The organism is Methyloglobulus morosus KoM1, assembly GCF_000496735.2.
Taxonomy (GTDB): domain Bacteria; phylum Pseudomonadota; class Gammaproteobacteria; order Methylococcales; family Methylomonadaceae; genus Methyloglobulus; species Methyloglobulus morosus.
Map to the genome: position 1 here is coordinate 1 of NZ_AYLO01000141.1, position 7089 is coordinate 7089.

The following is a 7089-nucleotide window of genomic DNA, read 5'->3' on the forward strand; positions in this document are numbered from 1 at the left end:
ACCGTTCATGGTGAGTATTTAGGATAACCTTGTTGAATCATGAAGGGAATCGACTGTTCCAGGAATTCTTAGAGTAAATAGGCTATGGGATAAATGAGAGTATAAGCTAATCTATGTAACCCACAACGCACAGGATTAATCGTCATAGCATGTATTTACAAGGCGTAAAAAAAACGATAATTGTTCGCCCAAGCGAGAATACACAAAACCAGTTTGATAACATCCATCCCCTGTTACAGCGCATCTTTTCGGCGAGGGGCATCAAAACTACGGGCGATCTGGATCGGTCGTTAGATAAGCTGCCGTCGCCGTGGTTGTTGTCGGGCATGGAAAACATGGTTGCACATTTGATAGCCGCGATCAAAGACCAACAACGTATTACTATTGTCGCCGATTTTGATGCTGACGGTGCGACAAGTTGTGCCGTTGCGGTCAAAGGGTTGCAATTGATGGGGGCAGGGCATGTGATGTTCGTCGTCCCCAACCGTTTTGAATACGGCTACGGCCTCACCCCGGAAATTGTTGAGTTAGTCAAACAGCAAAATCCCGATATTATCATCACCGTCGATAATGGCATATCCAGTATAGATGGCGTAAAGGCGGCGCAGGATGCCGGCATTAAAGTCCTGGTGACCGACCATCACTTGCCGGGGCATGAATTGCCTTCCGCCGATGCGATTGTAAATCCTAACTTGCCAGACGACACGTTTCCCAGCAAGTCGCTGGCGGGCGTGGGCGTGATGTTTTATGTGCTAATGGCGTTACGGAGCCGGTTGCGGGAGCAAGGCGGGTTCGGGCAGCAACAAATACCGGAACCGAATTTGGCGCAATTGCTGGATTATGTCGCCTTGGGAACGGTTGCGGATGTTGTCGCTTTGGATAAGGTTAACCGTATTTTGGTTCATCAAGGCTTGATGCGGATTCGTACAGGACGCAGCCATCCGGGCTTACAAGCGTTGATTGAAATATCCGGCAGGAATCCTCTCACGCTGGCGGCTTCGGATTTGGGTTTTGCCCTGGGGCCCAGATTGAATGCAGCGGGGCGCATGGATGATATGTCGCTGGGCATCCAATGTTTGTTGACGGAAGATGCCGCGCTTGCCAAGACCATCGCGCTGCAACTGGATGACCTGAATAACGACCGTAAAGACATTGAGGGACAAATGAAACACGAGGCCCTGGCTTTGCTGGGTAGGATGAAAGCGCTGGACGGACAGCACCTGCCTGCCGGAGTCTGCCTGTTCGATGAAAACTGGCACCAAGGCGTCATCGGTATTTTGGCGTCGCGGATCAAGGACCAGTTGCATCGTCCCGTCATCGCTTTTGCGCCTGCGGGGAAAGACCTAATTAAAGGTTCGGCACGGTCGATAGCGGGCGTGCATATCCGCGACGTACTGAGCGATATTGCCGCCAGCCATCCTAAATTGCTAAACAAGTTTGGTGGACATGCCATGGCGGCGGGGTTAAGCATTAATATGCACGATTACCCGGCATTTGCCCTGGCATTTGATGAGATGGTCAGGAAAAGGTTGGCCAATGTCGACCTGGAGCAGAAAATTTGGTCGGATGGCGAATTGGCAGAACAGGACATGACGCTTGAACTGGCTGAATTAATCCAAACCGCTGCCACTTGGGGGCATGAATTTCCAGAGCCCGTCTTTCACGGGATTTTTGATATTATCCAGGCCCGTATCGTCGGGCACCAGCATTTAAAGCTCGTTATGAGGAAGCCCAAAGGCAATGTCTTGTTGGACGGCATCGCTTTTTTTGTCGATAAGCCGGAGCAATGGCTGGGTCTTCGTGTTTGCAATGCGGCTTATAAGTTGGATGTCAATGAATTCAGGGGACAGCGCAGCGTGCAATTGCTGGTGCAGTATCTGGAGAAAGTTTCTTAATAGGTCTGTAGGGCAGGCAGGTTTTTTGCCCACCATTTTGATGCAGTTGTGTTATCCCACACAACCATCACAGGTGGCGGCATTCGTTTCGTGGGCACAGGCAACATGTGCCCACCCTGAGTCACCCAAGTGTAAGGCTAATCAATAATTTACCCGCCATCCGGTCGTGTGTTATCCTTTTTGCTCTCGAAATTGGCATTATGAAAGCACGAGGAGACCGGCATGGGACTGGCGCTAAAAGACACTCAACATCATTGTTACAGTGATTATCTCACCTGGCCTGACGGCGTACGCTATGAATTGATTGACGGCATCGCCTATGCCATGTCCCCCGCACCGGATTTGGCGCACCAGGATGTGGTAGGGGAGATTTATCTGCAAGTACGTCTGGCACTTCAGGGCAAACCTTGCCGCGCTTTCATAGCCCCGGTAGATGTTCGCCTTCCGAAGCAGGATGAAGCGGATGAACGCGTCGATACCGTCGTGCAACCGGACGTTATGGTGGTCTGCGACAGCAGCAAACTGGATCGCCGTGGCATACGCGGTGCGCCCGACTGGGTTGTGGAAGTGTTGTCGCCATCTACATCCGGTCACGATCAAATCAAAAAGCGCACAATTTATGAACGGCATGGCGTGCGCGAATATTGGCTGATCCACCCGATAGACCGGGTATTGACAGTTTACCGCCTAGTCAATGCCGAATACGGCAAGCCCGAAATCTACGAATTGCGCGGCGAAACCCGTGTCAACGTGTTGCCGGACATTGTCATCCAATGGGATGACTTAGCTGCGCGGTTGCCCGTTGATTATTAGTTTGTGGGCAGGTTTTTTTGCCCACCATTTTGAGGCAGTTGTGATGATATGGGCATTATTCCTCCTTATTGTTTGCGTAATTTCAACCAGCATTATATTCTCATCTAATAAAGGAATTATTTAGTGGACAAACTAACCGGCATGACCGTTTTTGTGCGAGTGGCGAAAGCGGGCAGTTTCGCTGCGGGTGCACGTGAACTCGGGATTTCCAGGGCAATGGCGACCAAGCATATCATGCAGCTTGAAGGTTCCCTGGGCTCTAGGCTGTTCAACAGGACGACCCGCAGCCTTAACCTGACCGACGTAGGCGCGTCTTACCTTGAACGCTGCCAGCAAGTGCTGTTGGATATAGAAGAAATGGAAGCGGCTGTCACCCAGCTACAGACTGAACCCAAGGGCGTATTGAAAATCAGCGCCCCGCCCGTTATCGGTGCGACTCATATTACACGGGCGGTCGTGGAATTCCTGAAAATACATCCCGACCTTAAGATTGATATTATTTTGCAAGGTAGCCCTGGCGATTTGATTGATGAGGGGATTGATATCGCAATCTATTTGGGAGCGTTGGATGATACCAGCATGGTTGCAAGGAAATTGGCGACTTCGCCCTTGGTTGTCTGCGCTTCGCCCGATTATTTGGTTAAACACGGCATACCAAAAACACCGGAAGAATTGGAACATCATAGCTGCCTCGTCAATTGGGCAATTGCGCCACGACATAAATGGCAATTCAGGACGGAAACTGGCTTAAAAATCATTACCGTTTCCGGGCGGGTACAAACGAATGCCGCCCACTCAATACGCATAGCGGCAATTAATGGTTTGGGCTTGGTTATGTTGCCCACTTATATTGTCGGGGGCGATATTGAAAAAGGCTTGCTGAAAGTGGTGTTAGATGATTACGCATTACCGCCGTTAGATATTCATGCCGTTTATCCGCACAGAAAATATTTGTCGACAAAAGTCAGGTCGTTTTTGGATTTTTTGCAAGAATGGTTAGGGCCAAGGGCGGGAAGGCCGAGTATTGAATAATCAGCAAGTTACAAAATTAAGGCCTCTTTTTGTGATAAAGCAGACTGGTTTGGTAAATCCAAAGCAGTTCTTTTCGTGAACTCTTAAAACGGTTGCGAATTCAGGCAAAATATTCGATACTCCAACCCTGGTTGTAAATTAAGTTCGCTGGATTTTACTAACAACGATTGGAGATTAAGCTTTTATGAAAAAATCAATTGCCATGGGCCTGGCGGTTTTCGCTATGTCTTTGAATTCACTTGGTGTGCTGGCGGCAGCCGACGATAAATATCCGGCATCGAATTTCGAGCCCAGCGTCACTTACATGGATGAAGCTGCCGCCCAAGCGCAATCATCAGCGACAGACGACAAATATCCGGCTTCAAATTTCCAGCCTAAAGTCACTTACATAGACGAAGGCGCTGCCGGACAAACCCAATTAACCAAAGCGACTGTGATTGATGAGAAATACCCTGCATCCAATTTTGAGTCTAAAGTCATTTATTCCGATGAAAGTGCGGGTACCTCAGCGACCGCAAAAGACCAATCCGAGCCCATAGATCCCAAATACCCTGCCGCTTACTTTAAGCCGAAAATTATCTACCCTTAGTCAAGCATCTTCGATGCACCCAGGACGAACGGTTCCGTTAATAGCAGGCCATCTGACTGTTTAGGGCGATCCTGCCAATTCCGCTCGTGGTGAGCCTGTCGAACCATGGTTTGCATGTGCTGTCCCTAAAAAATTAGACAGCAGGGGATTTTTTCTTTGCCGCCTGTTATCGTAGAGTAAGTGATTTAATATCGCCGTCAAACATTGAGATTGACGATAACTTTGAGGATAGCAAATACCATGCCCCAGCTAAATTACACCATCAACGGTAATGATTTACAGTACATAAAAATCGACCTGGAACCCGGCCAGGAAGCGATTGCCGAGCAAGGTGCGATGATGTATGTGGACAAGCACATTACTGTCGACACCATCCTGGGAGATGGCAGTCCTTCCCGTTTGGGCGGGATTGGCCGATTTTGGAAAGCGGTCAAACGGTCTTTAACGGGCGAGTCGATGTTCAGTTCCGTTTACCGAAATACCGCCAACATACTCCAAACCGTTGCTATTGCAGCACCTAGTCCTGGCGAAATCGTCCCGATTGACTTATCTGAACACGGTGGTATGGTTATCTGCCAGAAAGGGGCCTATATTGCGGGTGAGCTAGGCCAGCGGATTCAATTGGCTTTCCAGAAGCGCTTGCGGGTCGGTTTTTTTGGTGGCGAAGGCTTCATCATGCAGAAAATCAGTGGTCAAGGAATCGTGTTTATCCATGCTTCCGGTACGCTTAAAGAAGTGACGCTTGCGCCAGACGATCAGCTCAAAATTGATACGGGCTGTTTGGTCGGCATGTCATCCACTGTTAGATACGACATCAAATACACGGGCAAGCTGAAAAACAGCCTGTTCGGAGGCGAAGGTTTATTTTATGCCATCGTTTCAGGGCCCGGTAAGGTGTGGATACAATCCTTGCCGATGAATCGGTTAAGCAAAATTTTGATGAACTCCGCACTGGGTGGAAGTGGAAACCGCTCATCCTGGATGGGCAAGTTTTACTTGCTCGCCGTGATCCTGGTTGCTATTGCCACGGTCTATAACAAACCGTAATATGAATAATGGCGTCAGCATTCTCCTGTTCGGCCCAGGATTGCACAGTGCGGGAGAACTAACCACTTGCCAGATCGAACAAAGCCGGATTTATCTGCCCGCTTATAAACAAAACGTCAATTTTTCCGACCTCGAAGCCAGGGTTGGCAGTTTCGACCACGATCAGTTACAACTGTGCTGGCAGGAGCAAGGTCAAGGCTGGTTATTGATGCCTGCGAATCCAGACGCGCAAAAAACGCTGGTCAAGCTATTGCCAAAAAAGGAAATAGCCGGACTGGGTAAGTGGAAACGGGAAACTTTAGGACAAAGCCTAGTCTGGAAAACCGTGGTTTATTCCGGGTGTGCTCTCGCATTGACGACGGTTTTGGTCGTTTGGCAATATGATAGGGCCGTTTCCTGTGTCGCTGGGTATGTTCCGCTGGAGACGGAGTACCAAATCGGCGAGTCGGTATTGACCAGCCTGAAAACCCAAACATCGCTGGTCGAAAAAGGTGCTGCCGTGGATGCCATCAAAAAAATTGGCGACCGCTTAACCAAAGATTCCGCCTACAAATACCAATGGCATCTCTCCAGCAATCCTGCCATCAATGCCTTTGCCTTGCCAGGCGGTAATGTCATTGTCAACAAAGGCTTGCTGGAAAAGGCGGATTCCGCCAATGAAGTCGCGGGGGTGTTGGCCCATGAAATCCAGCACGTTGAACAACGCCATGCCTTAAAAAACATGATTACCAGTTCCGGCATTGCCGCTGCCGTCTTGCTTGTGTTGGGCGATGCCAATGCCGTCATGATGATTATGGCGCATCAGGTTTCCGCCCAGTATTTCAGCCGTCAGGCAGAGTCCGATGCCGACATAAAAGGCGCAGCCTTACTGCAAAAAAGTAAAATCGATACTCAAGGTATGGCCGATTTTTTTAAAAAGATGCAGGAAGCCTTTAAGGGCAAAGCACAAGGGCCTGAATGGATGTCATCCCATCCTGACACTGTTAACCGAATCCTAGCCGTTGAAAACTACATTAAAGAGCATCCTTGCCCGGATTGCGAAAAGTTGAAGTGGGATAAGAAAGCGATATTGGCGAGTTTGGAGAAGGAAAAACCCAAAGCGAAATAGGGTTGCAGTCTGTAGATGCGTAGCCTGGATGCAGCGCAGCGAAATCGAGGGATTCGTGCCTTCGACTTCCCGTATTCATTGCGCTTTCTACAGTCCACTTAAACTTATAATGTTCCAAATTTAATTGATTATCTGCTTTTAGATGAGCTAAGCTAGCCTGGTCACTATTGAGGTATTCAAGATGCAAACCGTAAACTTATCTCACGCCAAAACCCATTTATCCAAACTGGTTGATCAGATTGCTTCTGGCGAAGAAAACGAATTTGTGATTTCGCGCAACGGCAAACCTGTTGCGCGGATGATGCCCATCATCCAAAACAAAGATGTTGCGTGCCGCACCGGCATTGCCCAGGGTGAATTTACCCTGCCGGAAAATATTGATTCGGCTAACGATGAAATAACGGAGCTATTTTATCGATTCGTAAGCAAGTATTGTAGGGTGCGTTATACGCACCAATTTAGGTGCATGAAATGCACCCTACAAGACTAATACACAGTATGGTATTGTTAAGTTAGTATAGCATTTGCTACACTTACCCAATTTGTAGGGGTAAAGGCTAATATGAATTGTCCAAAATGTGGTTCGACCGATTGCGGCAAAGATG

The 7089-nt window shown here is 48.7% G+C and carries 7 protein-coding genes; all 7 read left to right on the forward strand.

Going from position 1 to position 7089, the window contains the following annotated elements:
- Positions 1 to 149: 149 nt before the first annotated feature.
- The 7 genes from recJ to MGMO_RS16900 all read left to right on the forward strand — a co-directional run bounded on the left by recJ (position 150) and on the right by MGMO_RS16900 (position 6974).
- Positions 150 to 1895, forward strand: a complete 1746-nt coding sequence (gene recJ / locus MGMO_RS16870; RefSeq protein ID WP_023496282.1) for a single-stranded-DNA-specific exonuclease RecJ — start codon at positions 150 to 152, stop codon at positions 1893 to 1895.
- Positions 1896 to 2117: 222 nt separating this feature from the next.
- Positions 2118 to 2708, forward strand: coding sequence for a Uma2 family endonuclease (locus MGMO_RS16875; RefSeq protein WP_023496283.1), 591 nt, complete (start codon positions 2118 to 2120; stop codon positions 2706 to 2708).
- Positions 2709 to 2831: 123 nt separating this feature from the next.
- The gene (locus tag MGMO_RS16880) at positions 2832 to 3740 is read left to right on the forward strand and encodes a LysR family transcriptional regulator (RefSeq protein WP_023496284.1); all 909 of its coding nucleotides are present in this window, start codon (positions 2832 to 2834) and stop codon (positions 3738 to 3740) included.
- Positions 3741 to 3924: 184 nt separating this feature from the next.
- The gene (locus MGMO_RS16885) at positions 3925 to 4329 is read left to right on the forward strand and encodes a hypothetical protein (RefSeq protein WP_023496285.1); all 405 of its coding nucleotides are present in this window, start codon (positions 3925 to 3927) and stop codon (positions 4327 to 4329) included.
- Between the two features lie 240 nt (positions 4330 to 4569).
- Positions 4570 to 5376, forward strand: a complete 807-nt coding sequence (locus MGMO_RS16890; RefSeq protein ID WP_023496287.1) for an AIM24 family protein — start codon at positions 4570 to 4572, stop codon at positions 5374 to 5376.
- A 1-nt stretch (position 5377) separates the two neighbouring features.
- Positions 5378 to 6484 carry a M48 family metallopeptidase gene (locus tag MGMO_RS16895; protein WP_023496288.1) on the forward strand — a complete coding sequence of 369 codons (1107 nt, stop codon included), beginning with the start codon at positions 5378 to 5380 and terminating at the stop codon, positions 6482 to 6484.
- A gap of 181 nt (positions 6485 to 6665) precedes the next feature.
- Positions 6666 to 6974 carry a type II toxin-antitoxin system Phd/YefM family antitoxin gene (locus tag MGMO_RS16900; RefSeq protein WP_023496289.1) on the forward strand — a complete coding sequence of 103 codons (309 nt, stop codon included), beginning with the start codon at positions 6666 to 6668 and terminating at the stop codon, positions 6972 to 6974.
- Positions 6975 to 7089 lie beyond the last annotated feature (115 nt).

Bases quoted from the DNA above. Each gene is read 5' to 3' on its own strand.
- recJ (WP_023496282.1), top strand. From the start codon at position 150: ATGTATTTACAAGGCGTAAAAAAAACGATAATTGTTCGCCCAAGCGAG.
- MGMO_RS16875 (WP_023496283.1), top strand. From the start codon at position 2,118: ATGGGACTGGCGCTAAAAGACACTCAACATCATTGTTACAGTGATTAT.
- MGMO_RS16885 (WP_023496285.1), top strand. From the start codon at position 3,925: ATGAAAAAATCAATTGCCATGGGCCTGGCGGTTTTCGCTATGTCTTTG.
- MGMO_RS16890 (WP_023496287.1), top strand. From the start codon at position 4,570: ATGCCCCAGCTAAATTACACCATCAACGGTAATGATTTACAGTACATA.
- MGMO_RS16895 (WP_023496288.1), top strand. From the start codon at position 5,378: ATGAATAATGGCGTCAGCATTCTCCTGTTCGGCCCAGGATTGCACAGT.
- MGMO_RS16900 (WP_023496289.1), top strand. From the start codon at position 6,666: ATGCAAACCGTAAACTTATCTCACGCCAAAACCCATTTATCCAAACTG.